The organism is Escherichia sp. E4742, from assembly GCF_005843885.1.
Lineage (GTDB): Bacteria > Pseudomonadota > Gammaproteobacteria > Enterobacterales > Enterobacteriaceae > Escherichia.
This window is the reverse complement of record NZ_CP040443.1, coordinates 3,586,130-3,610,942: the sequence shown is the minus strand read 5'-3', so window position 1 is coordinate 3,610,942 and position 24,813 is coordinate 3,586,130. Positions and strand designations below refer to the sequence as shown.

Here is a 24,813-nt window from a genome sequence, read left to right as displayed (position 1 = left end):
TGGCAAAAATGCAGGAATAAAACAATGAACAAGAAGATTCATTCCCTGGCCTTGTTGGTCAATCTGGGGATTTATGGGGTAGCGCAGGCACAAGAGCCGACCGATACTCCTGTTTCACATGACGATACCATTGTCGTTACCGCCGCAGAGCAGAACTTGCAGGCGCCTGGCGTTTCGACCATCACCGCAGATGAAATCCGCAAAAACCCAGTTGCCCGCGATGTGTCGGAGATCATCCGTACCATGCCAGGCGTTAACCTGACCGGTAACTCCACCAGTGGTCAGCGTGGTAATAACCGCCAGATTGATATTCGCGGCATGGGGCCGGAAAACACGCTGATTTTGATTGACGGCAAGCCGGTCAGCAGCCGTAACTCGGTGCGTCAGGGCTGGCGTGGCGAGCGCGATACCCGTGGTGATACCTCCTGGGTGCCGCCTGAAATGATTGAACGTATTGAAGTTCTGCGTGGTCCGGCAGCTGCGCGTTATGGCAACGGCGCGGCGGGCGGCGTAGTTAACATCATTACCAAAAAAGGCAGCGGTGAGTGGCACGGCTCCTGGGATGCTTATTTCAACGCCCCAGAACATAAAGAGGAAGGTGCCACCAAACGCACCAACTTCAGCCTGACCGGCCCGCTGGGTGATGAATTCAGCTTCCGTTTATATGGCAACCTCGACAAAACCCAGGCTGACGCGTGGGATATCAACCAGGGCCATCAGTCCGCGCGTGCCGGTACATATGCGGATACGCTGCCCGCCGGGCGCGAAGGGGTGATCAACAAGGATATTAATGGCGTAGTTCGCTGGGACTTCGCGCCTCTGCAATCACTCGAACTGGAAGCAGGCTACAGCCGCCAGGGCAACCTGTATGCGGGCGACACACAGAACACCAACTCCGATTCCTATACCCGCTCGAAATATGGTGATGAAACCAACCGCTTGTATCGCCAGAACTACTCGCTGACCTGGAACGGTGGCTGGGATAACGGCGTGACCACCAGTAACTGGGTGCAGTACGAACACACGCGAAACTCACGTATTCCGGAAGGTCTGGCGGGCGGCACCGAAGGGAAATTTAACGAAAAAGCGACACAGGATTTCGTCGATATCGATCTTGATGACGTGATGTTGCACAGCGAAGTTAACCTGCCGATTGATTTCCTTGTTAACCAGACGCTGACGCTGGGTACGGAGTGGAATCAGCAGCGGATGAAGGACTTAAGTTCCAACACCCAGGCGCTGACCGGAACGAATACCGGTGGTGCTATTGATGGTGTGAGTGCCACCGACCGTAGCCCATATTCAAAAGCAGAAATTTTCTCGTTGTTTGCCGAAAACAACATGGAGCTGACTGACAGCACCATCGTAACGCCGGGGCTGCGTTTCGATCATCACAGCATTGTTGGCGATAACTGGAGTCCGGCGCTGAACATATCGCAAGGATTAGGCGATGACTTCACGCTGAAAATGGGCATTGCCCGCGCCTATAAAGCGCCGAGCCTGTACCAGACTAACCCGAACTACATTCTCTACAGTAAAGGTCAGGGCTGTTACGCCAGCGCGGGCGGCTGCTATCTGCAGGGGAACGATGACCTGAAAGCGGAAACCAGTATCAACAAAGAGATTGGTCTGGAGTTCAAACGCGACGGCTGGCTGGCGGGCGTCACCTGGTTCCGTAACGATTATCGCAATAAGATTGAAGCGGGCTATGTGGCTGTAGGGCAAAATGCGGCTGGCACCGATCTCTACCAGTGGGATAACGTGCCGAAAGCGGTGGTTGAAGGTCTGGAAGGATCGTTAAACGTACCGGTTAGCGAAACGGTGATGTGGACCAATAACATCACTTATATGCTGAAGAGTGAAAACAAAACCACGGGCGACCGTTTGTCGATCATCCCGGAGTATACGTTGAACTCAACGCTGAGCTGGCAGGCACGAGAAGATTTGTCGATGCAAACGACCTTCACCTGGTACGGCAAGCAGCAGCCGAAGAAGTACAACTACAAAGGTCAGCCAGCGGTTGGCCCGGAAACCAAAGAAATCAGTCCGTACAGCATTGTGGGTCTGAGCGCGACCTGGGATGTGACGAAGAATGTCAGTCTGACCGGTGGCGTGGACAACCTGTTCGACAAGCGTTTGTGGCGTGCGGGTAATGCCCAGACCACAGGCGATCTGGCAGGAGCTAACTATATCGCCGGTGCCGGGGCGTATACCTATAACGAGCCGGGACGTACGTGGTATATGAGCATTAATACTCACTTCTGATGCTAACGTCAGATTGTTGACAAAGTGCGCGTCGTTCATGCCGGATGCGGCGTGAACGCCTTATCCGGCCTACAAAATCTTGCCAATTCAATATATTGCAGGACCACGTAGGCCTGATAAGCGTAGCGCATCAGGCAGTTTTGCGTTTGTCATCAGTCTCTAATATGGTCGACATGAAAACTACGCATACCGCCCTCCCCTTTGCCGGACATACGCTGCATTTTGTTGAGTTTGATCCGGCGAGTTTTCGCGAGCAGGATTTACTCTGGCTGCCGCACTACGCGCAACTGCAACACGCTGGACGGAAGCGTAAAACAGAGCATTTAGCCGGACGGATTGCTGCTGTTTATGCGTTGCGGGAATATGGCTATAAATGTGTACCCGCAATCGGCGAGCTACGCCAACCTGTGTGGCCTGCGGAGGTATACGGCAGTATTAGCCACTGCGGGACTACGGCATTAGCCGTGGTTTCCCGTCAACCGATTGGCATTGATATCGAAGAAATTTTTTCTGCGCAAACAGCGGCAGAATTGACAGACAACATTATTACCCACACTGAACACGAGATTATTACAGGCTGCGATTTACCTTTCCCTATGGCGCTTACACTGGCATTTTCAGCAAAAGAAAGTGCATTTAAGGCAAGCAAGTTACAGACAGAACAAGGTTTTCTGAATTATCAAATAATTAACTGGAATAAACAGCAGATCATCATTCGTCGAGATGGTGAGAAGTTTGCTGTGCACTGGCAGATAAAAGAAAAGATAGTCATAACGCTGTGCCAACACGATTAATTGACAATACCCGGAGCGATTCGCCCGCAGCCATCACTGACTGCGGGCGAAAGTGTAAAGCAGGTGCCTTACCATTCCTGACCTGACAACCGGATATGCGGGGATTACTCCCCGCACAACGGCTACTTCTTCGGTTCGTAAGCGAGAACAGCCTTAAACTCAATATTACGTTCCTTTACGGTGAACTCACACAGTGAGTCTCCGACCAGAAGCGTAAATCCCAGCACCGTTAAACACAGCACTATGACTGCCACAAGGGCATATTTCGTCAGCATGTTTATATTGCCTCCATGCGAAGAAGGGACTACCATCCAAATTGTTCGGGTTTGGAGTGGCAGCCCCAGGGTTGATAGAAATATCGTCCTGGGGCTTCATCTTTCCAGACCTCAGAGTAAACCTGAAACCGGAAATCTTCAGGCACCCGCCGTTATCTTATCCTTCCTCTTAGCAAAATAGCTGTTTATTTATACAGCAAATCCTGTTTCGGACTTTCCGTCATTCATTATCCGATCCGCAACTGGGCCAGGCTTTTTTTCTGCCCTCCCAGCTCGTCAAAATTCTCCTCCGCCAGCCAGCTCTGCAGCACCTTGCCACATTGCGGCCATTCGCTATCAATAATCGATAACCAATCGCTGTCACGGTTACGCCCTTTGCGCACGATTTTCTGCCGGAAACGACCTTCAAAAACAAAACCTAAACGTTCAGCAGCGCGGCGTGATGCCAGATTAAGCGAATCACATTTCCACTCCACGCGCCGATAATTATGAGCAAACGCGCATTGCAAAAGTAACCAGATCGCTTCTGTACCGAGCACGCTATTCTTCATTCGCGGTGACCAGGTAACATGGCCGATTTCAACCGAACCATGTTCGCGTTCGATTGCCATAAAACAGACCAGCCCAACGGCCCGCGCAGAACGATTATCAACCACGGCAAAGGGCACCAGTGAAAGATCATTCACTTTGCCAGCAATCCATGACTCGGTAGCAGCAACACTTGCCGGACGACTGCTGGCAAGCCACGTCCAGTTACGTTCGTCTGGCGCCTGAGCATATGCATCAAACAGATCGCCTGCGTGACGTTGCGCGTCTAGTGGCTCCAGTCGACACCATTGTCCTTCCAGTAAATGACGCGGTAAAACCGCTGCACCTTGCCAGTCCGGCAGCGCATCGCCGACCGTCTGTCCATATTGATTAATTTCCGGCACGACCTTCCCCTTTTGCTGATGTTTTAAACTGTTATATCAGTTCGCAATCACAACAAGAAAGAAACATTCCAGAACTTCCGCATCTCGCCCAGCCACTCCCACTTCTATACTGAAATGAAAACGCCAACATAAGAGAAACCTATGCCATTACCCAATTTTCATGTTTCTGAACCTTTTACCCTCGGTATTGAACTGGAAATGCAGGTGGTTAATCCGCCGGGCTATGACTTAAGCCAGGACTCTTCAACGCTGATTGACGCGGTTAAAAATGAGATCACTGCCGGAGAGGTAAAGCACGATATCACCGAAAGTATGCTGGAGCTGGCGACGGATGTTTGCCGTGATATTAACCAGGCTGCCGGGCAATTTTCAGCGATGCAGAAAGTCGTATTGCAGGCAGCCGCAGACCATCATCTGGAAATTTGCGGCGGTGGCACGCACCCGTTTCAGAAATGGCAGCGTCAGGAGGTATGCGATAACGAACGCTATCAGCGAACGCTGGAAAACTTTGGCTATCTCATTCAGCAGGCGACCGTTTTTGGTCAGCATGTCCATGTTGGCTGCGCCAGTGGCGATGACGCCATTTATTTGCTGCACGGCTTGTCACGGTTTGTGCCGCACTTTATCGCCCTTTCCGCCGCGTCGCCGTATATGCAGGGAACGGATACGCGTTTTGCTTCCTCACGACCGAATATTTTTTCCGCGTTTCCCGATAATGGCCCGATGCCGTGGGTCAGTAACTGGCAACAATTTGAAGCTCTGTTTCGCTGCCTGAGTTACACCACGATGATCGACAGCATTAAAGATCTGCACTGGGATATTCGCCCCAGTCCTCATTTTGGCACGGTGGAGGTTCGGGTGATGGATACTCCGTTAACCCTTAGCCATGCGGTAAATATGGCGGGATTGATTCAGGCTACCGCCCACTGGTTACTGACAGAACGCCCGTTCAAACATCAGGAGAAGGATTATCTGCTGTATAAATTCAACCGTTTCCAGGCCTGCCGTTATGGTCTGGAAGGCGTCATTACCGATCCGCACACCGGCGATCGTCGTCCACTAACGGAAGACACCTTACGATTGCTGGAAAAAATCGCCCCTTCTGCACATAAAATGGGTGCATCGAGTGCAATTGAGGCACTGCACCGTCAGGTCGTCAGCGGTCTGAATGAAGCGCAGCTGATGCGAGATTTCGTCGCCGATGGCGGCTCGCTGATTGGGTTGGTGAAAAAGCATTGTGAGATCTGGGCCGGTGACTAAGCAGGAATTGCCTTACTGAAGAATATCCCCGACAATGGTGTTTTAACTTACATTTAACAATGTTATGAAACACCCCTTAGAAACCTTGACTACCGCAGCAGGCATTTTGCTGATGGCTTTTCTCTCTTGCCTGCTGCTGCCCGCTCCCGCACTGGGGCTGACGCTGGCACAAAAACTGGTGACCACGTTCCATCTGATGGATCTTAGCCAGCTTTACACTTTATTGTTTTGCCTGTGGTTTTTAGTGCTGGGCGCTATTGAGTATTTTGTTCTGCGGTTTATCTGGCGACGCTGGTTTTCGCTGGCGGATTAAACGTCGATTATCGCCGTACTTCGCGGCATACTTTGCGTATTCTCCTTCGCCTAAAGGAACGTTTATGGATAAGCAATCACTGCACGAAACGGCGAAACGCCTGGCCCTTGAGTTACCCTTTGTCGAGCTTTGCTGGCCTTTTGGCCCGGAGTTCGATGTTTTTAAAATTGGCGGCAAGATTTTTATGTTGTCGTCAGAACTGCGCGGCGTTCCCTTTATCAATTTGAAGTCCGATCCACAAAAATCCCTGTTAAATCAGCAAATATACCCAAGCATTAAGTCCGGGTATCACATGAATAAAAAGCACTGGATTTCGGTGTATCCCGGCGAGGAAATCTCCGAAGCATTACTCAGCGATCTGATCAACGACTCATGGAATTTAGTGGTTGATGGCTTAGCTAAACGCGATCAAAAAAGGCTGCGCCCTGGCTAAAACGGAAATCTATAGAGCATTTTTCTCGCTTACCATTTTACTTCGATCCTTGTAATCTGCTGGCACACAAACACCTTTCACAAGGAGTCTTTATGGATATCATTTCTGTCGCCTTAAAGCGTCATTCCACTAAGGCATTTGATGCCAGCAAAAAACTTACCCCGGAACAGGACGAGCAGATCAAAACCCTGCTGCAATACAGCCCTTCCAGCACCAACTCCCAGCCGTGGCATTTTATCGTTGCCAGCACTGAAGAAGGCAAAGCACGTGTCGCCAAATCCGCAGCCGATAATTATGTGTTCAACGAGCGTAAAATGCTTGATGCCTCGCACGTCGTGGTGTTCTGTGCAAAAACCGCGATGGACGATGCCTGGCTGAAACTGGTTGTTGACCAGGAAGATGCGGATGGCCGTTTTGCCACGCCGGAAGCGAAAGCGGCGAACGATAAAGGCCGTAAGTTCTTCGCCGATATGCACCGTAAAGATCTGCATGATGATGCGCAGTGGATGGCAAAACAGGTTTATCTCAACGTCGGTAACTTCCTGCTGGGCGTGGCGGCTCTGGGTCTGGACGCGGTGCCAATCGAAGGTTTTGACGCGGCGATCCTCGATGAAGAATTTGGTCTGAAAGAGAAAGGTTACACCAGTCTGGTGGTTGTTCCGGTAGGTCATCATAGCGTTGAAGATTTTAACGCGACGCTGCCGAAATCTCGTCTACCGCAAAGTATCACCTTAACCGAAGTGTAATTATCCTGACAGCCGGGACCCCATCCCGGCTCAGATTGCTGGCAAAGTGCGCTTTGTTTATGCCGGATGCGGCGTGACCGCCTTATCCTGCCTACAAGTTCGTGCCAATTCATTCAGGTAGGCATGATAAGCGTAGCGCATCAGGCAATTTTATATTTGCCATCAGCCCTCGCTGGAAATCCCCCCTCAGATTCTCCTGATTTGCATAACCCCCTTTCAGCCGTCATCATAGGCCGCTGTTGTATAAAGGAGACGTTATGCAGGATTTAATATCCCAGGTTGAAGATTTAGCGGGTATTGAGTTTGATCACACCACCTCGATGGTGATGATTTTCGGTATTATTATTCTGACCGCCGTTGTAGTGCATATTATTTTGCACTGGGTGGTACTGCGTACCTTCGAAAAACGCGCCATTGCCAGTTCACGGCTGTGGCTGCAAATCATTACCCAGAATAAACTCTTCCACCGTTTAGCTTTTACCCTCCAGGGGATTATCGTCAATATTCAGGCGGTATTCTGGCTGCAAAAAGGCACCGAAGCGGCAGATATTCTGACCACCTGCGCGCAGTTGTGGATCATGATGTATGCGCTGCTTTCAGTCTTCTCGTTGCTGGATGTTATTTTGAATCTGGCACAGAAATTCCCGGCGGCAAAACAGTTGCCGTTAAAAGGGATATTTCAGGGGATTAAACTGATCGGCGCGATTCTGGTCGGCATTTTGATGATCTCACTGCTGATTGGTCAGTCACCGGCAATTCTGATCAGTGGTCTTGGCGCGATGGCCGCCGTGCTGATGTTGGTATTTAAAGATCCGATTCTTGGTCTGGTGGCAGGTATTCAGCTTTCCGCAAACGATATGCTGAAACTGGGCGACTGGCTGGAGATGCCGAAATACGGCGCGGATGGCGCAGTAATTGATATTGGGTTAACCACCGTCAAAGTGCGTAACTGGGACAATACCATTACCACTATTCCCACCTGGTCGTTGGTATCTGACTCCTTTAAAAACTGGAGCGGAATGTCAGCCTCTGGTGGGCGGCGTATTAAGCGCAGTATCAGTATTGATGTCACCAGTATTCGTTTTCTTGATGAAGCTGAAATGCAGCGGCTGAATAAAGCGCATCTGTTAAAGCCTTATTTAACCAGTCGCCATCAGGAAATTAATGAGTGGAACCGCCTGCAAGGGTCTACGGAGTCAGTATTAAACCTGCGCCGAATGACCAATGTTGGAACCTTTCGTGCCTATCTGAATGAATATCTGCGCAATCATCCGCGGATTCGCAAAGATATGACCTTAATGGTGCGCCAGTTAGCTCCGGGCGATAACGGTTTACCGCTCGAGATCTATGCATTTACCAACACCGTGGTGTGGCTGGAATATGAAAGCATTCAGGCTGATATATTCGACCACATATTTGCGATCGTCGAAGAGTTTGGTCTGCGACTTCATCAGTCGCCAACCAGCAATGATATTCGCTCCCTGGCAGAAGCATTTAAGCAGTAATTAAAAAACCGCTCTCATCGAATGGATGAGAGCGGCTTCAGATTGTTGTCATCGTGTTGTCGGATGCAACGTGAATGCCTTATCCAACCTGCACTATTATTTCGCTTTCCGACGCAGCGTTTTAAACGCCACAAACAGGAATACAATCCACACCGGCAGCAGAATTGCCGACAAGCGCATATCATCCATCGTGCACATCAGCAGCAAAATCATGCCGAGGAAGGCAATGCAAAGATAGTTGCCGAACGGATAAAGCAGCGCCTTAAACTGTGTTTCACGCCCCTGACGTCGCATCGCCGCGCGAAAACGCAGATGCGCCAGGCAGATCATAATCCAGTTCAGCAGCAAGGTTGCCACCACCAGCGCCATCAGCAGACCAAACGCTTTTTGCGGCAGCAGATAGTTAATCAGCACCACCAGCGAAGTGATCGCTCCGGAAAGCATCAACGAGTTGATCGGCACGCCGCGATGGCTAACACGGGTAAGAAACTTCGGTGCATTACCCTGCACGGAGAGGCCAAACAGCATCCGGCTGTTAGAGTAAACTCCACTGTTATACACTGACAGCGAAGCCACCAGAATGACAAAGTTCAGCGCAGATGCCACCACGTTGCTGTCGAGATTATGGAAAATCATCACAAACGGGCTACTGTTAGATTTCACTTCCACCCACGGGTAGAGCGCCAGTAATACCACCAGCGAACCGATATAAAACAGCAGGATACGATAAACCACCTGATTTACCGCTTTCGGAATGCTTTTTTCTGGATCGCGCGCTTCAGCGGCAGTAATTCCAATCAGCTCCAGGCCGCCGAAAGAGAACATAATCACCGCCAGCGACAAAATCAGCCCATTCCAGCCGGTGGCAAAGAAACCACCGTAGCGCCAGAGGTTGTCGATACTGGCTTTCTCGCCGCCGTGACCAGAAAACAGCAGCCACAGGCCAAAACCGATCATGCCGATGATCGCCAGCACTTTAATCAGCGCAAACCAGAACTCGGTTTCGCCATATAAGCGCACGTTCACCAGGTTAACGGCGTTGATGATAATAAAGAAGGCGGCAGCCCAAATCCACGTTGGAACATCCGGGAACCAGTACTGCATATAGATGCCCGCAGCGGTCAGCTCAGCCATTCCCACCAGCACGAACATCACCCAGTAGTTCCAGCCAGAGAGGAAGCCCGCAAACGGTCCCCAGTATTTATAGGCAAAGTGGGCAAATGAACCGGATACCGGCTCTTCGACCACCATCTCGCCGAGTTGGCGCATAATCAGGAAAGCGATGATCCCGGCGACGCCGTAGCCCAGCAATACAGCCGGACCCGCCATCTGAATCGCCGGGCCAATGCCAAGAAACAGACCAGTACCAATTGCGCCACCCAGCGCAATCAGTTGAATATGACGGTTATGTAATCCCCGATGAAGCGTCGGTTCTTGATTCGACGCAGTATCTTCCGATACGGTTGACGCGTTTTTCACGCCTTTCCCCTGTGTGTCTTTTTTATTGAGGGGCTCCTTTTAACATTTAGTGCTGGTCGTCGCAAGACACAATCCACACAGTTAAACCGGGTATCCCTACCCCGCTATGTTTTTTATTTCCGTATTCGATGTCGGTGCAGCCACATCAACTTATACGCCGCCGGGATAATAAACAGCGACAGCAGTGGTGCGGTGATCATGCCGCCAATCATCGGCGCGGCAATCCGGCTCATCACCTCTGACCCTGCCCCCGTTCCCCACAGAATCGGCAGAAGACCAGCGATAATCACCGCCACCGTCATTGCTTTCGGGCGCACGCGCAGTACCGCGCCGTGATACAACGCCTCATCCAGCTTCTGCTCGCTGAATGTTTGTGGATTATTCAGCGACGGCTCGGCCTCTATGGCGTGACGTAAATACATCAGCATCACCACGCCAAATTCGGCAGCGACCCCGGCAAGGGCGATAAATCCAGTACCCGTTGCCACAGAAAGATGAAAACCCATCCACCACAGCAACCAGATGCCGCCCACCAGCGCAAACGGTACGCTGCTGATAATCAGCAACGCTTCGCCCACGCGACGGAACGCCAGATACAACAGCACGAAGATGATCATCAGCGTCATCGGCACCATGAGTTTCAGCTTATGGTTGGCGCGCTCCAGCAACTCGAACTGCCCGGAGAATGCCACGCTGGTGCCCGGTTTTAACTGCACTTTTTCGGCAATCGCTTTTTGCAGATCGTGAACCACCGACACCATGTCACGATCGCGGGCATCGATATAAATCCAGCTCGTCGGGCGCGCATTCTCGGTTTTCAGCATCGACGGTCCGGTAGAGACTTTAACGTCGGCCACGTCTGCCAGGGTAATTTGCTGCTTCATCGGCGTCAGGATCGGTAGCTGGCGCAGCGCCTGCGGACTATCGCGCCAGCTTTGCGGATAACGCAGATTAATTGGATAACGGGCAATCCCTTCCACCGTTTCGCCAACCATCGCCCCGCCCACCGCAGAAGTCACAAACAACTGCACATCCGCCACCGTCATACCGTAACGCGCGGCTTTTTCACGGTTAATCTCAACGTTGATATAGCGCCCACCTTCCAGACGCTCGGCAAGCGCAGAAGCCACGCCTGGCACCGTTCGCGCCACTTCTTCAATTTGCTCCGCCATCGCGTCGATATCCGCCAGCACAGTGCCGGAAACTTTAATGCCGATGGGGCTTTTAATGCCGGTGGAAAGCATATCAATACGGTTACGGATTGGCGGCACCCACAGATTCGCCAGCCCTGGTAGCCGCACGGTGTTATCCAGCTCTTCGATGATTTTGTCCATCGTCATGCCAGGCCGCCACTGATCCTGCGGCTTAAGCTGGATGGTCGTTTCTACCATCTCCAACGGAGCAGAATCGGTTGCGGTTTCCGCTTTCCCGGTTTTGCCAAACACCCGCGCCACTTCAGGTACGCTCATAATCAGCTTGTCGGTTTTTTGCAGCATACTCGCCGCCTCTGCTGCGGAAATCCCCGGCAGCGTCGAAGGCATATACAGAAGATCGCCTTCATTAATCTGCGGTAAAAATTCCCCGCCAACTTTATTGAGCGGCCAGAGAACCGTCAGCACCGAAAGCGCCGCCACCAGCAGCGTGGTTTTCGGCCAGTGCAGTACTTTCAGCAACAGCGGATGATAAATACGAATCAAAAAGCGATTGAGCGGGTTACTGCTTTCCGGCGGAATTTTGCCACGGATCCAGTAGCCCATCAGGATCGGGATAACCACGATCGCCAGCAGCGCCGCGCCCGCCATCGCATAAGTTTTGGTGAACGCCAGCGGGCCAAACAGACGCCCTTCCTGCCCTTCCAGGGTGAAGATCGGGATAAACGACAACGTGATAATCAGCAGACTGATAAACAGCGCCGGGCCCACTTCAACAGATGCATCGGTGATCACCTGCCAGCGCGTTTTATTATCCAGCCTGGTGTCAGGATGCTGGTGCTGCCACTCTTCCAGCCGTTTATGTGCATTCTCGATCATGACGATGGCGGCATCGACCATCGCCCCAACGGCAATCGCAATGCCGCCCAGAGACATAATATTGGCGTTCAGTCCCTGAAAGTGCATGACAATGAAAGCAATACACAACCCCAGCGGCAACGAAATAATCGCCACCAGCGCCGAGCGCACATGCCAGAGAAACAGCGCGCAGACTACCGCCACCACAATAAACTCTTCCAGCAACTTGCCGCTGAGGTTGTCGATGGCGCGGTCAATGAGCTGGCTGCGATCGTATGTTGTAACTATCTCCACGCCTTCCGGCAGACTGCTTTTCAGCGTTTCCAGTTTGTCCTTCACGGCGGCGATCACTTCACGGGCATTTTTGCCGGAACGCAGGATAACCACCCCACCAGCGACTTCGCCTTCGCCGTTCAGCTCGGCAATGCCCCGGCGCATTTCCGGCCCTACCTGGACTTTCGCAACATCACGCAGATAAACGGGAACGCCATTTTCACTGGCTTTTAAAACGATGTGATTAAAGTCGTCGAGCGTTTGCAGATAGCCGCTGGCGCGCACCATATATTCCGCTTCCGCCAGTTCGATCGACGAACCGCCCGCTTCCTGGTTTGAAGCATCCAGCGCGCTTTTCACTTCGGCGAGTGTGATGCCATATTGCGCCAGACGCTGGGGATCGATAACCACCTGATACTCTTTAACTACGCCGCCTACCGACGCCACTTCCGCAACGTCAGGGATGGTTTTTAGCTCATATTTTAGAAACCAGTCCTGCAATGAGCGTAAATCAGCCAGATCGTGCTTACCGCTGCGATCCACCAGTGCATATTCATAGATCCAGCCAACGCCCGTAGCATCTGGCCCCAGCTCGGCGCTAACTCCCGCAGGCAGCTTACCCTGTACCTGGTTGAGGTACTCCAGCACCCGCGAGCGCGCCCAGTACGGATCGGTGCCATCTTCGAAAATGACATACACATAAGAATCACCAAACTGCGAGAAACCGCGCACGGTCTTCGCGCCCGGCACCGACAACATCGTGGTGGTCAGCGGATAAGTGACCTGATTTTCAACGATTTGCGGAGCCTGACCGGGATAGCTGGTTTTAATAATCACCTGCACATCCGAGAGATCCGGCAGCGCATCCACTGGTGTGTTAATAATGGTCCAGGTACCCCAGATGCTCAGAAACAATGCACCCATCAGCACCAGAAAACGGTTCGCCACCGAGCGACGAATAATCCATTCAATCATTGGTTATTCCCTCAATGCGCATGGGTAGCACTTTCAGAGCGCATCCGCTCCAGTGCGCCAGAAATATTGGCTTCAGAATCAATCAGGAACAGGCCGCTGGAAACCACCTTTTCACCTTCCGCCAGACCAGAACGTAACGCGGTGACGCCTTGCGACGCCTGGAAAACAGCAACGCGTTTCGGTACAAAGCGCCCGTCGGCATCAACGGTAATAACCCGCTGTTCGTTACCAGTATCAATCAGCGCCTGTGACGGAATGAGCAGCATCGGTTCGCTAGCGGTGTTGAGTTGCAACCAGGCGTTCATTCCCGGCTTTAGCGCCTCGTCGGCGTTGTCGACTTCCAGACGCAGCTGCAAAGTGCGGGTCGCGGTATCCACGCCCGGTAGCAGCGTCCATTTGCGGATGGTGAGCGTTTTATCGGGTCGCGCCGGAACAGTCAGCGTAAACTGCGAGGCATCTTTCACCAGCCAGGCGATAGACTCCGGGATCGCGGCAGTGATCCACACCGGGTCCATACCCTGAATTTTCGCTACCACATTATCTTTGGCGATATTCATACCCGCACGCAGATCAAACGCGGTGATCACGCCATCAATGGGCGCTTTGAGCGTAAAGCGAGTCTGGATTTTTTGCGTGGCGATCAGGCGGCGAATATCGGCCTCCGGCATTCCCGCCAGCCGCAGCCGTTCAAGAATACCCTCAGTCTGGGTCGCCGTACCGCCAGTTTCGCGCAGCAGTAAATACTCACTCTGCGCTTCCACCCAGTCGGGAATAGTCAGGTCGAGAAGCGGCGCACCTTTTTTCACTTTATCGCCCACGGTAAGCGGATACACCTTGTCGATAAATCCGGCAGCGCGAGCCTGCACAATGGCAAACTGATACTCGTTGTAACTCACATTCGCCGGGAAATTCTGGGCAAAAGTCAGCGGCCCGCGCGTGACGATAGCCGTTTTCACACCCAGATTCTGCGTCTGAGTCGGGTCAATGCGCACACCAGACGCAGAACTCTCTTCATCGGCATATTTCGGCACCAGATCCATATCCATAAACGGCGATTTACCTGGTTTATCGAACCGCGTATTGGGATACATCGGGTCGTACCAGAATAAGATTTTACGTTCTGCGGTCGGCGTTTTTTCTGCGGGCGGTTCAGCCTTTACAAACCAGGTAAAACCTGCCGCAGAAATAATACCGCCCGCGATCATGCTGCCGATAATAAGCGCGATTTTTTTCATTGAATTAAACCTGGGTTACTGGCTGACTTTAATATCCTGTAATAAAGAGAGATTGCCCTGCTGGACAAAATTAAACGAAACTTTGTCGCCGGTTTTAATTTCGCTCATTTTCGTCTGCGGAGTAATGGTAAAGCGCATGGTCATCTCCGGCCAGTTCACGGCAGCAATCGGATCGTGATGGATGGTGATTTTTTTGCTTTCCAGATCAATACCTTTTACCACGCCAGTGGCGCTAATAACCTGTGGTTGTGCTTCGCTCATGGTTTCATGATGATGTTCGTTAGCCTGGGCATTAAAGCCAATAACGGTAAACAGACTGAACATTGCGACTTGCAGTGCTTTTTTCATTTATTCTCTCCTGGAGTTAAAAATTACTACTGCCAACCGCCACCAAGTGCGGTATATAAAGAAATTTCGTTAACCTGACGGGCATAATTCAGGTCAAGTAAAGTTTGTCGGGTTGCAAATAAAGAACGCTCGGCATCCAGCACTTCCAGATAACTTACCGCGCCGTGCTGATATAATGTCCGCGCCCGTTGCAAGGTAATTTGCAATGACGCCAGATAACGCTGCTGGGCGCTAATTTGATCGTTCAGGCTCTGGCGTAATGCCAGCGCATCTGCAACTTCTTTAAAGGCATTCTGGATTTTCTGTTCATAATTCACCACCGACTGCTGCTGGCGAATTTCGGCGATATCCAGATTGGCCTGGTTGCGTCCGGCATTAAAAATGGGGATCTCAATTTTAGGAATAAAATTCCACATCCCACTGCTGGCGTTAAATAATGACGACAGATCGCTGCTGGCGGTCGATATTCCGCTGATCAGACTTATAGAGGGGAAAAATGCTGCGCGTGCGGCGCCAATATTGGCATTGGCCGCCATTAACGCGTGTTCAGCTTCCATAATATCCGGACGCTGCAATAAGATTTGCGACGACAAGCCCGCCGGTAATTTAATGCTTTGCAGGCTGTCGCTGTTTGCTGTCTGCGCTTGCGGCAGCTTGCCGTAGCTTCCCAATAACAGTTGCAATGCATTATTCGCCTGCGCCAGTTCCCCCTGACGTTTAGCGATATCACTGCGGGTACTTTCTATCACCCCGCGAGCCTGTTCCAGCGCCAGAACATTACTGCTACCGGTCAACAATTGTTTTTCGACAAACGCATATGACTGCTGATAATTACGCAGCGTTTCTTCGGCTATTTGCAATTGCGCATAAGCCAGCTGCTGATTGAAATAGCTTTGCGCGACATTAGAAACCAGCAGAATATGCACCGCGCGCTGAGCTTCCTCAGTGGCTAAATAATTTTGTCGCTCTGCTTCGCTCATGTTCTTTAAGCGACCGAAAAAATCGAGATCAAAGCTGGCGTTAAGGCCAGTTGAGAACTCCCGCGTCGTTGCGGAATCGCCTTTAAGATTGCCGCTCCAGCTGCCGCTGCCATCGCCATTGAGTTGCGGGTAGCGATCGGCATCGCTCAGACGATATTGCGCCCGCGCCTCCTGCACTTTCAGGGTCGCCATTCGCAAATCCCGGTTATTCACCAGCGCCTCGCTAATCAGCGTCTTCAGCTGATTATCAACAAAAAAGGTGCGCCAGCCCGCGTTCTGGTAGCTATCCGCCGCGTTAACCAGTCCGTTCTGGCTGAGCGAGAACTGCTGCGGCACAGGCATTGCCGGACGCTGATAATCCGGTGACAGCGAACAACCGGTTAGCGCGAGAGCTACACAAAGTGTCAGGAGTTTACAAGAAGACATAGGCGCATAATTTCTGGTGATTTTATGCCGCCAACTTTACCCTCCAGGCTCTGATTTTCCGGTGACAGGAAAATGACAAAATTGTCATTTTGCCAATAAGCGATTGCCATCTGATCCCGCTCCTCTAGAATTGCCCGGGCAACATGCGGAGGAAATATGAAACTGTTGATTGTCGAAGATGAAAAGAAAACTGGCGAATACCTAACCAAAGGGTTAACCGAAGCCGGTTTTGTGGTCGATTTAGCCGACAACGGGCTGAATGGCTACCATCTGGCGATGACCGGTGATTACGACCTGATAATCCTCGATATTATGCTGCCGGACGTGAACGGCTGGGATATCGTGCGCATGTTGCGTTCTGCCAACAAAGGGATGCCGATTCTGCTGCTCAGCGCGCTGGGTACGATTGAACATCGCGTCAAGGGACTGGAGCTGGGAGCAGATGACTATCTGGTGAAGCCGTTCGCTTTTGCTGAACTGCTGGCGCGGGTGCGCACTCTACTGCGGCGCGGGGCGGCGGTGATTATCGAAAGTCAGTTTCAGGTTGCCGATTTGATGGTCGATCTCGTCAGCCGCAAAGTCACCCGTAGCGGTACGCGTATCACTCTGACCAGTAAAGAGTTTACTCTGCTGGAGTTTTTTCTCCGCCATCAGGGCGAAGTGCTGCCCCGCTCGCTTATCGCCTCACAGGTGTGGGATATGAATTTTGACAGCGATACCAACGCCATTGATGTGGCGGTGAAGCGGCTACGCGGCAAAATCGACAACGACTTTGAGCCGAAGCTGATTCAGACCGTGCGCGGCGTGGGCTATATGCTTGAGGTGCCGGATGGCCAGTAAGCCGTTTCAGCGCCCGTTTTCGCTGGCAACCCGCCTGACCTTTTTTATCAGCCTTGCCACCATCGCGGCATTTTTCGCCTTCGCATGGATCATGATCCACTCGGTAAAGGTGCATTTTGCCGAGCAGGATATTAATGATTTAAAAGAGATTAGCACCACGCTCAAGCGCGTTCTTAATCATCCCGAAGAGACACAAGCCCGACGCTTAATGACGCTGGAAGACATTGTCAGTGGTTATTCCAACGTGTTGATTTCCCTGGCAGATAACCACGGTAACACGGTGTATCACTCCCCCGGCGCGCCCGATATCCGCGAGTTTGCTCACGATGCAATACCCGATAAAGACGCCCGGAGTGGCGAGGTGTATCTCCTTTCCGGCCCGACGATTATGATGCCGGGCCACGGTCACGGGCATATGGAACACAGCAACTGGCGGATGATTAGCTTGCCGGTTGGCCCACTGGCGGATGGCAAACCGAGTTATACGCTCTACATTGCGCTGTCGATCGATTTTCATCTTCATTACATAAATGATTTGATGAATAAACTTATTATGACCGCATCGGTAATCAGCATCCTGATCGTCTTTATCGTGCTGTTGGCGGTACATAAAGGTCACGCACCGATCCGCAGCGTCAGCCGTCAAATCCAGAACATTACCTCGAAAGATCTCGACGTTCGCCTCGACCCGCAGACCGTGCCGATTGAGCTGGAGCAACTGGTACTGTCGTTCAACCATATGATCGAGCGTATCGAGGATGTCTTTACCCGTCAGTCCAATTTCTCAGCGGATATCGCCCACGAAATTCGCACACCAATTACGAATCTGGTAACGCAAACGGAGATCGCCCTCAGCCAGTCGCGCAGCCAGAAGGAGCTGGAAGATGTGCTCTACTCTAATCTCGAAGAGCTAACGCGAATGGCGAAAATGGTCAGCGATATGCTGTTTCTCGCCCAGGCCGATAACAACCAGTTAATTCCCGAAAAGAAAATGCTCAACCTGGCAGATGAAGTCAGTAAGGTATTCGATTTTTTCGAGGCGTTAGCGGAAGATCGCGGCGTGGAGCTGCGGTTTGTTGGCGACGAGTGTCAGGTTGCGGGCGATCCGCTGATGCTGCGTCGGGCGTTAAGCAACCTGCTTTCTAACGCCCTGCGTTATACGCCCGCCGGGGAGGCAATTGTAGTACGCTGCCAGACAGTCGATCGCCAGGTGCAAGTTACCGTCGAAAACCCTGGTACGCCGATTGCGCCCGAACACTTACCGCGATTGTTTGACCGCTTCTACCGCGTGGACCCTTCCCGCCAGCGAAAAGGCGAAGGTAGCGGCATTGGTCTGGCGATAGTGAAATCGATTGTTGTCGCGCATAAAGGCACGGTTGCGGTAACGTCAGATGCGCGGGGGACAAGGTTTGTGATCACATTACCCGCTTAATCATTCAGCAATCAGCAACTTTTATAACCAGTGTAAAAATAACGTGCCGCAATAATCCTACCTATTAATGGTAAAAAGCTGTCACAATTCATAAAAAACCTTAATATACGCCACCCTAAACATAACCAGCGTTAATGTAAGGTTTTTGTGTGGACTGGCTTCTTGATGTTTTTGCTACCTGGCTCTATGGCTTAAAAGTAATCGCGATAACGTTAGCGGTCATAATGTTCATCAGCGGACTGGACGATTTTTTCATTGATGTCGTCTACTGGGTTCGCCGCATTAAGCGCAAGTTGAGTGTTTATCGCCGCTACCCGCGAATGAGTTACCGCGAACTGTATAAGCCGGATGAAAAACCCTTAGCGATTATGGTTCCGGCGTGGAATGAGACTGGCGTCATCGGCAATATGGCCGAGCTGGCGGCGACCACGCTCGACTACGAAAACTATCATATCTTTGTCGGCACTTACCCCAACGACCCCGATACTCAGCGTGATGTTGACGAAGTGTGCGCTCGCTTTCCGAATGTACACAAGGTGGTCTGTGCGCGTCCTGGCCCTACCAGTAAAGCTGACTGTCTGAACAATGTGCTGGACGCCATCACCCAGTTTGAGCGTAGCGCCAATTTCGCTTTTGCTGGTTTTATTCTGCATGATGCCGAAGACGTGATTTCACCGATGGAACTGCGTCTGTTCAACTATCTGGTCGAACGTAAAGACCTGATTCAGATCCCGGTGTATCCGTTCGAACGCGAGTGGACGCACTTCACCAGCATGACCTATATCGATGAGTTTTCAGAACTGCATGGCAAAGATGTTCCGGTGCGTGAAGCCCTCGCCGGACAGGTGCCCAGCGCAGGCGTCGGCACCTGTTTCAGCCGCCGCGCCGTGACCGCACTGTTAGCTGACGGTGACGGCATTGCTTTCGACGTGCAGAGTCTTACTGAAGATTACGATATTGGTTTCCGCCTGAAAGAAAAAGGCATGACGGAAATTTTTGTCCGTTTTCCAGTGGTGGACGAAGCCAAAGAACGCGAGCAGCGTAAATTTTTACAGCACGCGCGGACGTCAAACATGATCTGCGTGCGCGAATATTTCCCCGATACCTTTTCCACCGCAGTTCGACAAAAGTCTCGCTGGATCATCGGCATTGTTTTCCAGGGTTTTAAAACCCACAAATGGACCTCCAGTCTGACGCTGAACTACTTTCTCTGGCGCGACCGCAAAGGGGCAATCAGTAACTTTGTCAGCTTCCTCGCGATGCTGGTGATGATCCAGCTTTTGCTGTTGATGGCGTATGAAAGTTTGTGCTCCGACGCCTGGCATTTTCTTTCTATTTTCAGCGGCAGCGCATGGTTAATGACCCTGCTGTGGCTAAACTTTGGCTTGATGATCAACCGCATTGTGCAGCGAGTGATTTTTGTCACCGGCTACTATGGCCTGACACAAGGCTTACTGTCCGTCCTGCGGCTATTCTGGGGCAACCTGATTAACTTTATGGCTAACTGGCGCGCGCTGAAACAGGTTCTTCAGCACGGCGATCCGCGTCGCGTGGCGTGGGATAAAACGACGCACGATTTCCCCAGCGTGACTGGCGATACCCGTTCGTTGCGCCCTTTAGGTCAAATTCTGCTGGAAAATCAGGTCATCACCGAAGAACAACTCGATACGGCACTGCGTAATCGTGTCGAAGGTTTACGTCTCGGCGGCTCGATGCTAATGCAAGGACTGATTAGCGCCGAACAACTGGCGCAAGCACTGGCTGAACAAAACGGTGTGGCGTGGGAATCGATCGATGCCTGGCAGATCCCTTCCTCGCTGATTGATGAAATGCCAGCCTCCGTAGCGCTGCATTATGCAGTACTGCCGCTGCGTCTGGAAAATGATGAATTAATTGTCGGCAGTGAAGATGGTATTGACCCAGTTTCGCTGGCGGCGCTGGCGCGTAAGGTCGGACGAAAAGTACGTTACGTCATTGTTCTGCGTGGACAAATCGTCACCGGATTACGTCACTGGTATGCACGTCGGCGCGGTCACGATCCACGGGCAATGTTGTACAATGCGGTTCAGCATCAGTGGCTCACGGAACAGCAGGCCGGTGAAATCTGGCGGCAATATGTGCCGCATCAGTTCCTGTTCGCCGAAATACTGACCACGCTCGGTCATATTAATCGTTCAGCCATTAACGTGTTGTTATTGCGCCATGAACGCAGTTCTCTGCCGCTCGGCAAGTTTTTGGTCACCGAAGGCGTTATCAGCCAGGAAACGTTGGATCGCGTCCTGACAATTCAACGCGAATTACAAGTTTCGATGCAATCACTATTACTCAAAGCAGGTTTAAACACAGAACAGGTTGCGCAACTGGAGTCCGAAAATGAAGGAGAATAACCTTAATCGCGTCATCGGATGGTCTGGTTTACTGCTGACGTCTTTATTGAGTACCAGCGCACTCGCAGACAATATCGGCACCAGCGCAGAAGAGCTGGGGCTTAGCGACTATCGCCATTTTGTTATTTATCCCCGTCTCGATAAGGCGCTGAAGGCACAGAAAAATAACGACGAAGCAACCGCCATCCGCGAATTTGAATATATTCATCAGCAGGTGCCGGATAATATTCCGTTGACGTTATATCTGGCGGAGGCTTATCGCCATTTTGGTCATGATGACCGCGCGCGATTATTGCTTGAGGATCAACTAAAACGTCACCCTGGAGATGCCCGACTTGAACGCAATCTCGCGGCTATTCCAGTAGAAGCCAAAACCGTCACTACTGTTGAAGAGCTGCTCGCCCAGCAAAAAGCGTGCGATGCTGCGCCGACCCTGCGTTGCCGCAGTGAAGTCGGGCAGAATGCGCTGCGGCTGGCGCAGTTGCCTGTTGCCAGAGCGCAACTGGACGATGCAAAGTTTGCCGCATCGCCGGAAGGGAGAACGTTGCGGACCGATCTGCTGCAACGAGCAATCTACCTGAAACAATGGTCGCAGGCAGATACGCTATACAATGAAGCACGCCAGCAGAACACATTAAGCGCGGCAGAGCGCCGTCAGTGGTTTGACGTGCTTCTTGCCGGGCAACTGGACGATCGGATCCTTGCACTGCAATCAGTGGGAATCTTCACCGATCCACAGTCGTATATTACTTACGCGACCGCGCTAGCTTATCGTGGCGAAAAAGCACGTCTCCAGCGTTATCTCGCTGAAAATACGCCGCTATTTACCACGGACGCACAAGAGAAAAGCTGGCTCTATCTGTTATCGAAATACAGCGCCAACCCCGTGCAGGCATTGGCGAATCATCAGGTACAGTTTGCCGATAACCGCCAGTATGTTGTTGGCGCAACGCTACCGGTGCTGTTAAAAGAAGGTCAGTACGACGCGGCGCAAAGACTGCTCGCTACCCTCCCCGCCGATGAAATGCTTGAAGAGCGTTATGCCGTTAGCGTAGCGACCCGTAACAAGGCTGAAGCCCTGCGTCTGGCACGATTGCTGTATCAGCAAGAACCGGCAAATCTTACCCGCCTGGATCAACTGACCTGGCAACTGATGCAGAACGAGCAGTCACGCGAAGCTGCCGATTTATTGCTGCAACGCTATCCCTTCCAGGGTGATGCGACCGTCAGCCAGACTTTAATGACACGGCTGGCGTCTCTGCTGGATAGTCATCCTTACCTGGCGACACCTGCAAAAGTGGCGATTTTATCGAAACCCTTGCCGCTGGCGGCGCAACGTCAGTGGCAAAGTCAGTTGCCGGGTATTGCAGATAATTGCCCAGCAATCGTTCGTTTGCTTGGGGATATGTCACCTTCTTACGATGCAGCCGCCTGGAACCGCCTGGCAAAGTGTTACCGGGACACGCTACCCGGCGTGGCCTTGTATGCATGGCTTCAGGCAGAACAACGACAACCGAACGCCTGGCAACATCGCGCTGTGGCTTATCAGGCTTACCAGGTGGAAGATTACAGCACCGCCCTGGCAGCCTGGGAGAAAATCAGCCTTCACGACATGAGCAATGAGGATCTGCTTGCTGCCGCCAATACCGCTCAGGCAGCGGGAAATGGCGCGGCTCGCGATCGCTGGCTGCAACAAGCAGAACAACGCGGGCTGGGAAACAATGCGCTGTACTGGTGGCTACATGCACAACGTTATATTCCTGGTCAGCCGGAACTCGCACTGAACGATCTCATACGCTCAATTAACATTGCACCTTCTGCTAATGCTTACGTTGCGCGGGCAACGATTTATCGCCAACGTCATAATGTCTCAGCGGCGGTGAGCGATTTGCGCGCCGCGCTTGAACTGGAACCCAATAACAGCAACACCCAGGCGGCGCTCGGTTACGCCTTGTGGGATAGCGGTGATATCGCGCAATCGCGGGAAATGCTGGAACAGGCGCATAAAGGACTACCGGACGATCCGGCACTGACCAGACAACTGGCCTACGTGAACCAGCGTCTGGATGACATGCCTGCGACGCAGCACTACGCACGGCAGGTGATTGATGACATTGATAATCAGGCGCTGATTACACCGCTAACGCCGGAACAAAATCAACAACGCTTCAATTTCCGTCGCTTGCATGAAGACGTTGGTCGCCGCTGGACGTTCAGTTTCGATTCCTCCATCGGCTTGCGTTCCGGAGCGATGAGTACCGCTAACAATAATGTTGGCGGCGCTGCGCCAGGGAAAAGCTATCGTAGCTACGGGCAACTGGAAGCCGAATACCGCATCGGGCGCAATATGCTGCTGGAAGGCGACCTGCTCTCGGTTTACAGCCGTGTGTTTGCCGATACCGGAGAAAACGGAGTGATGATGCCGGTGAAAAATCCGATGTCCGGCACCGGATTGCGCTGGAAGCCGCTGCGCGATCAGATCTTTTTCCTCGCCGTTGAACAGCAGTTCCCACTAAACGGGCAAAATGGCGCCTCCGACACCATGCTGCGTGCCAGTGCCTCGTTCTTTAACGGCGGAAAATACAGCGATGAGTGGCACCCGAACGGTTCAGGCTGGTTTGCCCAAAATCTGTATCTCGATGCGGCGCAATATTTTCGTCAGGATATTCAAGCGTGGACGGCAGATTATCGAGTGAGCTGGCATCAGAAGGTAGCGAACGGGCAGACTATTGAACCTTACGCTCACGTACAGGGTAACGGCTATCGGGATAAAGGTACTCAGGGCGCGCAGGTGGGCGGCGTTGGCGTACGCTGGAATATCTGGACCGGCGAGACGCACTACGACGCCTGGCCACACAAAGTTAGTCTCGGCGTCGAATATCAACATACCTTTAAGGCGATTAATCAACGTACAGGGGAGCGCAACAACGCGTTTCTCACCATTGGAGTGCACTGGTAAATGCGTAAGTTAATTTTCGTATTGCTGACACTTTTGTTGGTCAGTCCTTTTTCCTTTGCGATGAAAGGTATTATCTGGCAGCCACAAAATCGCGATAGTCAGGTCACCGACGCCCAGTGGCGTGGGCTGATGAGTCAGTTGCATTTGCAAGGATTCGACACCCTGATTATGCAATGGACCCGTTACGGCGATGCGTTCACCCAGCCAGAACAGCGGGCATTATTGTTTAAGCGTGCCGCAGCTGCGCAACAAGCGGGCCTGAAGCTGATTGTCGGGCTGAACGCCGATCCGGAATTTTTTCTGCATCAGAAGCAGTCATCTGCGGCGCTGGAGAGCTATCTTAATCGCCTGCTGGTCGCCGATCTCCAGCAGGCCAGATTATGGAGCGCCGCACCCGGCGTTACGCCGGATGGCTGGTATATCAGCGCAGAAATTGACGACCTGAACTGGCGCAGCGAAGCCGCTCGCCAGCCATTGCTGAAGTGGTTAAACAACTCACAACGGCTGATCAGTGATGTTTCGGCAAAACCGGTTTATATCAGTAGCTTTTTCGCCGGAAACATGTCGCCCGATGGCTATCGGCAACTGCTGGAACAAGTGAAATCTACTGGCATCCACGTCTGGGTTCAGGATGGTAGCGGCGTCGATAAACTTACTGCCGAACAGCGTGAGCGTTATCTGCAGGCCAGTGCCGATTGCCAAACGTTCTCCCCCGCCAGCGGCGTTGTTTATGAACTGTTTGTCGCCGGTAAAGGTAAAACCTTTGAAGCAAAACCAAAACCGGATGCAGAAATTGCTTCGCTGTTAGCGAAACGTTCCTCCTGCGGCAAAGACGTGCTCTATTTCTCCCTGCGCTATTTGCCTGTCGCTCACGGCATTCTTGAGTATTAATGATTTAAGGGAGCAACTTTGCTTGCTCCTTTCCTTTTCACTTTCCTGGTCAGAAT

Annotated in this window: 19 protein-coding genes and 1 pseudogene; 13 read left to right on the top strand and 7 right to left on the bottom strand. The window is 52.1% G+C overall.

Annotated elements, in window-relative coordinates; genetic code table 11:
- Nucleotides 1-24 precede the first annotated feature (24 nt).
- Nucleotides 25-2,265, top strand: coding sequence for a siderophore enterobactin receptor FepA (fepA, locus tag FEM44_RS17350; RefSeq protein WP_130206415.1), 2,241 nt, complete (start codon nucleotides 25-27; stop codon nucleotides 2,263-2,265).
- A gap of 173 nt (nucleotides 2,266-2,438) precedes the next feature.
- Nucleotides 2,439-3,059: an enterobactin synthase subunit EntD gene (gene entD / locus FEM44_RS17345; RefSeq protein WP_135523076.1), complete on the top strand. Its 621-nt coding sequence runs from the start codon at nucleotides 2,439-2,441 to the stop codon at nucleotides 3,057-3,059.
- A gap of 122 nt (nucleotides 3,060-3,181) precedes the next feature.
- Here the strand turns inward: entD and hokE are convergent, their stop codons facing one another.
- Nucleotides 3,182-3,334 carry a type I toxin-antitoxin system toxin HokE gene (gene hokE / locus FEM44_RS17340; RefSeq protein ID WP_000956465.1) on the bottom strand — a complete coding sequence of 51 codons (153 nt, stop codon included), beginning with the start codon at nucleotides 3,332-3,334 and terminating at the stop codon, nucleotides 3,182-3,184.
- Between hokE and FEM44_RS25875 the strand changes: the two are divergent.
- A pseudogene (locus FEM44_RS25875) lies at nucleotides 3,303-3,562 on the top strand (hypothetical protein); the annotation flags it as partial. The gene hokE and the pseudogene FEM44_RS25875 sit on opposite strands and share 32 nt — an antisense overlap.
- Here the strand turns inward: FEM44_RS25875 and FEM44_RS17330 are convergent.
- Entirely contained in the window at nucleotides 3,562-4,266 is a 705-nt protein-coding gene (locus FEM44_RS17330) for a GNAT family N-acetyltransferase (protein WP_135523077.1), read from the bottom strand. The pseudogene FEM44_RS25875 and the gene FEM44_RS17330 overlap by 1 nt on opposite strands.
- A gap of 141 nt (nucleotides 4,267-4,407) precedes the next feature.
- Here FEM44_RS17330 and FEM44_RS17325 point away from each other — a divergent pair, with 141 nt between their 5' ends.
- The 5 genes from FEM44_RS17325 (at nucleotide 4,408) to ybdG (ending at nucleotide 8,523) form a co-directional block, all read left to right on the top strand.
- Nucleotides 4,408-5,526 carry a YbdK family carboxylate-amine ligase gene (locus FEM44_RS17325; protein WP_135523078.1) on the top strand — a complete coding sequence of 373 codons (1,119 nt, stop codon included), beginning with the start codon at nucleotides 4,408-4,410 and terminating at the stop codon, nucleotides 5,524-5,526.
- A 64-nt stretch (nucleotides 5,527-5,590) separates the two neighbouring features.
- Nucleotides 5,591-5,839 carry a DUF1158 domain-containing protein gene (locus FEM44_RS17320; RefSeq protein ID WP_000682524.1) on the top strand — a complete coding sequence of 83 codons (249 nt, stop codon included), beginning with the start codon at nucleotides 5,591-5,593 and terminating at the stop codon, nucleotides 5,837-5,839.
- A 64-nt stretch (nucleotides 5,840-5,903) separates the two neighbouring features.
- Nucleotides 5,904-6,272 (top strand): MmcQ/YjbR family DNA-binding protein, encoded by a 369-nt coding sequence (locus tag FEM44_RS17315; protein ID WP_135523079.1) that lies wholly within the window; start codon nucleotides 5,904-5,906, stop codon nucleotides 6,270-6,272.
- Between the two features lie 92 nt (nucleotides 6,273-6,364).
- A complete protein-coding gene (nfsB, locus tag FEM44_RS17310) occupies nucleotides 6,365-7,018 on the top strand; it encodes an oxygen-insensitive NAD(P)H nitroreductase (RefSeq protein ID WP_135523080.1) in 654 nt (217 codons plus the stop codon).
- A gap of 257 nt (nucleotides 7,019-7,275) precedes the next feature.
- Complete coding sequence (ybdG, locus tag FEM44_RS17305) at nucleotides 7,276-8,523, top strand: mechanosensitive ion channel YbdG (protein WP_135523081.1); 1,248 nt, start codon at nucleotides 7,276-7,278, stop codon at nucleotides 8,521-8,523.
- Nucleotides 8,524-8,619: 96 nt separating this feature from the next.
- Here ybdG and pheP read toward each other — a convergent pair whose 3' ends face one another.
- The 5 genes from pheP to cusC all read right to left on the bottom strand — a co-directional run bounded on the left by pheP (nucleotide 8,620) and on the right by cusC (nucleotide 16,248).
- On the bottom strand, nucleotides 8,620-10,002 hold the full coding sequence (gene pheP, locus FEM44_RS17300; RefSeq protein ID WP_064529014.1) for a phenylalanine transporter: 1,383 nt from the start codon (nucleotides 10,000-10,002) through the stop codon (nucleotides 8,620-8,622).
- A 113-nt stretch (nucleotides 10,003-10,115) separates the two neighbouring features.
- Nucleotides 10,116-13,259 (bottom strand): Cu(+)/Ag(+) efflux RND transporter permease subunit CusA, encoded by a 3,144-nt coding sequence (gene cusA / locus FEM44_RS17295; protein WP_135523082.1) that lies wholly within the window; start codon nucleotides 13,257-13,259, stop codon nucleotides 10,116-10,118.
- An 11-nt stretch (nucleotides 13,260-13,270) separates the two neighbouring features.
- Complete coding sequence (gene cusB / locus FEM44_RS17290; protein WP_135523083.1) at nucleotides 13,271-14,494, bottom strand: Cu(+)/Ag(+) efflux RND transporter periplasmic adaptor subunit CusB; 1,224 nt, start codon at nucleotides 14,492-14,494, stop codon at nucleotides 13,271-13,273.
- A gap of 15 nt (nucleotides 14,495-14,509) precedes the next feature.
- Nucleotides 14,510-14,842: a Cu(+)/Ag(+) efflux RND transporter periplasmic metallochaperone CusF gene (gene cusF / locus FEM44_RS17285; protein ID WP_135523084.1), complete on the bottom strand. Its 333-nt coding sequence runs from the start codon at nucleotides 14,840-14,842 to the stop codon at nucleotides 14,510-14,512.
- 26 nt (nucleotides 14,843-14,868) lie between these two features.
- Nucleotides 14,869-16,248 carry a Cu(+)/Ag(+) efflux RND transporter outer membrane channel CusC gene (gene cusC, locus FEM44_RS17280; protein WP_135523085.1) on the bottom strand — a complete coding sequence of 460 codons (1,380 nt, stop codon included), beginning with the start codon at nucleotides 16,246-16,248 and terminating at the stop codon, nucleotides 14,869-14,871.
- A 156-nt stretch (nucleotides 16,249-16,404) separates the two neighbouring features.
- Here cusC and cusR point away from each other — a divergent pair, with 156 nt between their 5' ends.
- The 5 genes from cusR (at nucleotide 16,405) to FEM44_RS17255 (ending at nucleotide 24,757) form a co-directional block, all read left to right on the top strand.
- Complete coding sequence (cusR, locus tag FEM44_RS17275; protein ID WP_000770938.1) at nucleotides 16,405-17,088, top strand: copper response regulator transcription factor CusR; 684 nt, start codon at nucleotides 16,405-16,407, stop codon at nucleotides 17,086-17,088.
- Entirely contained in the window at nucleotides 17,078-18,520 is a 1,443-nt protein-coding gene (gene cusS / locus FEM44_RS17270) for a Cu(+)/Ag(+) sensor histidine kinase CusS (RefSeq protein WP_135523086.1), read from the top strand. Before cusR ends, cusS begins: the two co-directional genes overlap by 11 nt.
- Nucleotides 18,521-18,669: 149 nt before the next feature.
- The gene (gene nfrB, locus FEM44_RS17265; protein ID WP_135523087.1) at nucleotides 18,670-20,907 is read left to right on the top strand and encodes a cyclic di-3',5'-guanylate-activated glycosyltransferase NfrB; all 2,238 of its coding nucleotides are present in this window, start codon (nucleotides 18,670-18,672) and stop codon (nucleotides 20,905-20,907) included.
- On the top strand, nucleotides 20,894-23,866 hold the full coding sequence (nfrA, locus tag FEM44_RS17260) for a bacteriophage adsorption protein NfrA (RefSeq protein ID WP_135523088.1): 2,973 nt from the start codon (nucleotides 20,894-20,896) through the stop codon (nucleotides 23,864-23,866). The genes nfrB and nfrA overlap by 14 nt, the downstream gene beginning before the upstream one ends.
- Nucleotides 23,867-24,757, top strand: coding sequence for a DUF4434 family protein (locus FEM44_RS17255; RefSeq protein WP_130215581.1), 891 nt, complete (start codon nucleotides 23,867-23,869; stop codon nucleotides 24,755-24,757).
- The last annotated feature ends 56 nt before the right edge of the window (nucleotides 24,758-24,813 follow it).

What these genes read in the sequence shown, in the direction of transcription:
- cusF (WP_135523084.1), bottom strand. Translation starts at nt 14,842, where the DNA reads ATGAAAAAAGCACTGCAAGTCGCAATGTTCAGTCTGTTTACCGTTATT.
- cusB (WP_135523083.1), bottom strand. Translation starts at nt 14,494, where the DNA reads ATGAAAAAAATCGCGCTTATTATCGGCAGCATGATCGCGGGCGGTATT.
- entD (WP_135523076.1), top strand. Translation starts at nt 2,439, where the DNA reads ATGAAAACTACGCATACCGCCCTCCCCTTTGCCGGACATACGCTGCAT.
- FEM44_RS17255 (WP_130215581.1), top strand. Translation starts at nt 23,867, where the DNA reads ATGCGTAAGTTAATTTTCGTATTGCTGACACTTTTGTTGGTCAGTCCT.
- nfsB (WP_135523080.1), top strand. Translation starts at nt 6,365, where the DNA reads ATGGATATCATTTCTGTCGCCTTAAAGCGTCATTCCACTAAGGCATTT.
- nfrA (WP_135523088.1), top strand. Translation starts at nt 20,894, where the DNA reads ATGAAGGAGAATAACCTTAATCGCGTCATCGGATGGTCTGGTTTACTG.
- cusA (WP_135523082.1), bottom strand. Translation starts at nt 13,259, where the DNA reads ATGATTGAATGGATTATTCGTCGCTCGGTGGCGAACCGTTTTCTGGTG.
- hokE (WP_000956465.1), bottom strand. Translation starts at nt 3,334, where the DNA reads ATGCTGACGAAATATGCCCTTGTGGCAGTCATAGTGCTGTGTTTAACG.
- ybdG (WP_135523081.1), top strand. Translation starts at nt 7,276, where the DNA reads ATGCAGGATTTAATATCCCAGGTTGAAGATTTAGCGGGTATTGAGTTT.
- cusC (WP_135523085.1), bottom strand. Translation starts at nt 16,248, where the DNA reads ATGTCTTCTTGTAAACTCCTGACACTTTGTGTAGCTCTCGCGCTAACC.
- FEM44_RS17320 (WP_000682524.1), top strand. Translation starts at nt 5,591, where the DNA reads ATGAAACACCCCTTAGAAACCTTGACTACCGCAGCAGGCATTTTGCTG.
- FEM44_RS17325 (WP_135523078.1), top strand. Translation starts at nt 4,408, where the DNA reads ATGCCATTACCCAATTTTCATGTTTCTGAACCTTTTACCCTCGGTATT.
- FEM44_RS17315 (WP_135523079.1), top strand. Translation starts at nt 5,904, where the DNA reads ATGGATAAGCAATCACTGCACGAAACGGCGAAACGCCTGGCCCTTGAG.
- cusS (WP_135523086.1), top strand. Translation starts at nt 17,078, where the DNA reads ATGGCCAGTAAGCCGTTTCAGCGCCCGTTTTCGCTGGCAACCCGCCTG.
- fepA (WP_130206415.1), top strand. Translation starts at nt 25, where the DNA reads ATGAACAAGAAGATTCATTCCCTGGCCTTGTTGGTCAATCTGGGGATT.
- cusR (WP_000770938.1), top strand. Translation starts at nt 16,405, where the DNA reads ATGAAACTGTTGATTGTCGAAGATGAAAAGAAAACTGGCGAATACCTA.